The sequence below is a fragment of the Paracoccus marinaquae genome (assembly GCF_018860165.1).
Classification (GTDB): domain Bacteria; phylum Pseudomonadota; class Alphaproteobacteria; order Rhodobacterales; family Rhodobacteraceae; genus Paracoccus; species Paracoccus marinaquae.
Genome location: NZ_JAHKNG010000119.1, coordinates 1 through 1,391, shown reverse-complemented (window position 1 = coordinate 1,391; position 1,391 = coordinate 1). Strand labels below are relative to the sequence as shown.

Genomic DNA, 1,391 nt, shown 5'->3' with positions numbered 1-1,391 from the left:
GGTGGTGTCGCGTATCTGGTGGAAATTCGTCGGCGGCATCTCCGAGCATGTGATGGATGGCCGCGTCAGGCGGCGCGGTCAAGGGCGCACGGCTCGATCGGCTGAGAAAGGGTTTCCCAACCGTCGACCTTGCGCATCTGGATCTGCCCGGAGGCGAGCAGTGCCCAAAGCAGCATTGGCACGGTTTCCGGGGAAGGCAGCACGGTCTGGGTCTTGATGCGGCGGCGGAATTCCTCGTTCAGCCGTTCTATGGCGTTCGTGGTTCTCGCGGATTTCCACTGCGACGGGTCGAGGTGGGTGAAGGTGAAGAGCCTGTCTCCGGCTTCTTCGATGCTGTCGGCTACAGCCTTGTATTTGAGCCGCCATTTTCGCAGGAACGCCCTCCGACGCTTTTCAACCTCGGCGGCGGTTTCGGCGTAGATCATGTCGCGGTAGTCCTCGGTAAGTTCGTCATGCATGTGCTTTGGGGCATGGCCGAGAAGATTGCGGTGCTTGTGAACGGTGCAGCGCTGGATCGGCAGGGCCTCGCCCCAGAGCGCGACCAGCGCGGCCTCCAGCCCGGGGGCGCCGTCGACGATGACGAATTCCGGTCGCTTCAGGCCGCGCGCGTCGAGATCGCCGAGGAATGCACTCCACGCCGCCGTGCTTTCGCCGCCCATGTTCTTGATGGAAAGCAGGACCTTCTGCCCGTCCCGGCGCACCCCGACAGCGGCCAGAACCGAGATGTTGGCGGCCTTCTTGTCGATCCGGGTCTTGATGACGGTGCCGTCCAGGATCAGCCGCACGATGTCCTCGTCGGCCAAGCCGCGGGCGCACCACGCATCCCAGTCGACCTTCACCTTGCGCCAGGCGCGGCTGACCACGTCCTTGCTGACCGCGCCCTGGAACAGGCCGTAGAGCGCCCGCTTCACACGGCGCGTGTTGGTTCCGGCGAGGTAGACCGAGGCAATCAGGGCTTCGGCCTTCTTCGTCAGACGCTGATAGCGTGGCAGCGCCTTGGAGCGCCATTCGGTGGTCGTGCCGTCTTCGGCGGTTACGCGGGCGCGCGGCACCTGCACGATCTCGGTTCCGAACGTGCCGATCAGCTGGCGTTCGCGATGGCCGTGACGGTAGCCCGTCGCGGCCGCGCCGCCCCGCCGGTAGCGGCAGCGGCCAAGAAACCCGGCCAGCTCCTCTTCGAAAACCGCCTCGATCGTGGCGCGGATGTTTTCCCGCAGCCGGTCCTCGATCGGATCATAGCCGGCCTCATTGGCCAGTAGCGAAAGCGCAGACGTCTCGGTATTACTCTTCATGGCGTGATCTCCCTGGCGGTTGCAGCCGCCGGTTGGGTGGGTTGAAATCACCCGGAGATTACGCCGCCTTCCAATTTCCACCACTCTCGCGACACGACC

General features: G+C 64.7%; 1 protein-coding gene. It reads right to left on the bottom strand.

From position 1 onward, the window contains the following. Window positions 1–65: 65 nt before the first annotated feature. Window positions 66–1,292, bottom strand: coding sequence for an IS256 family transposase (locus KNW02_RS20550; protein ID WP_216035034.1), 1,227 nt, complete (start codon window positions 1,290–1,292; stop codon window positions 66–68). Window positions 1,293–1,391 lie beyond the last annotated feature (99 nt).

Coding starts and splice junctions, on each gene's coding strand:
- KNW02_RS20550 (WP_216035034.1), bottom strand. CDS start 1,292: ATGAAGAGTAATACCGAGACGTCTGCGCTTTCGCTACTGGCCAATGAG.